The organism is Streptomyces graminilatus (assembly GCF_001418565.1).
Taxonomy (GTDB): Bacteria; Actinomycetota; Actinomycetes; order Streptomycetales; family Streptomycetaceae; genus Streptomyces; species Streptomyces graminilatus.
Genome location: NZ_LIQQ01000531.1, coordinates 1 through 1218, shown reverse-complemented (window position 1 = coordinate 1218; position 1218 = coordinate 1). Strand labels below are relative to the sequence as shown.

At 64.3% G+C, this 1218-nt stretch carries 1 protein-coding gene and 1 pseudogene; both read left to right on the top strand.

Translation table 11 applies throughout. The features are described from left to right. Nucleotides 1–442: pseudogene (locus AOK08_RS35195) on the top strand (DUF3459 domain-containing protein); the annotation flags it as partial. After that, nucleotides 439–1218, top strand: a 780-nt coding sequence (locus tag AOK08_RS35190) for an alpha-amylase family glycosyl hydrolase (RefSeq protein ID WP_241827224.1), incomplete at its 3' end; no start/stop codon positions are given. The pseudogene AOK08_RS35195 and the gene AOK08_RS35190, both read left to right, overlap by 4 nt.

The window sequence follows — 1218 nt, the reverse complement described above, 5'->3', positions numbered from 1 at the left end:
CCTGGACTCCGAGAAATACCAACTGCGTTCCCGCGATTGGGAGTCGGCGGAACGTGACGGACGTAGCATCGCGCCATTGATGGCCACGCTCAACACGATCCGGCGGCGCAGTCCGGCCCTGCGGCAACTGCGCGACCTCCACTTCCACCAAGCGGATCAGGAGGCGGTGATCGTCTACTCGAAGCATCGGGGATCGAACACGGTTCTGGTGGTCGTGAACCTCGACCCTCACCACACCCAGGAGGCGACGGTCTCGTTGGACATGCCGCAACTCGGCCTGGACTGGCACGAGTCCGTGCCGGTGCGCGACGAGCTCACCGGTGAGACCTACGAATGGGGCAGGACGAACTATGTGCGCCTGGAACCGGGTACTCGCCCCGCGCACATCCTGACCGTCCTGCGACCGTCCACCCCGCAGATCGGAGGGTCACCCACAACATGATCGTCAATGAGCCTGTCCCGGACACCTTCGAGGACACTCCCGCCAAGGACCGGGACCCCGAGTGGTTCAAACGCGCCGTCTTCTACGAGGTCCTGGTCCGCTCCTTCCAGGACAGCAACGGCGACGGAATCGGCGACCTCAAAGGCCTCACCGCCAAACTCGACTACCTCCAGTGGCTCGGCATCGACTGCCTCTGGCTGCCCCCCTTCTTCAAATCCCCCCTGCGCGACGGCGGTTACGACGTCTCCGACTACACCGCCGTCCTCCCCGAATTCGGTGACCTCGCCGACTTCGTCGACTTCGTCGACGCCGCCCACCAGCGCGGCATGCGCGTCATCATCGACTTCGTCATGAACCACACCAGCGACCAGCACCCGTGGTTCCAGGAATCCAGAAAAGACCCCCAGGGCCCCTACGGCGACTACTACGTCTGGGCAAAGAAGGACGACCAGTACCAGGACGCCCGGATCATCTTCGTCGACACCGAGGCCTCCAACTGGACCTTCGACCCGGTCCGCAAGGAGTACTACTGGCACCGCTTCTTCTCCCACCAGCCGGACCTCAACTACGAGAACCCGGCCGTCCAGGAGGAGATCATCTCCGCGCTGCGGTTCTGGCTGGACCTGGGCATCGACGGCTTCCGCCTCGACGCGGTCCCCTACCTCTACCAGGCAGAAGGCACCAACTGCGAGAACCTCCCGGCGACCCACGACTTCCTCAAGCGGGTCCGCAAGGAGATCGACGCCCACTACCCGGACACGGTGCTGCTGGCGGAG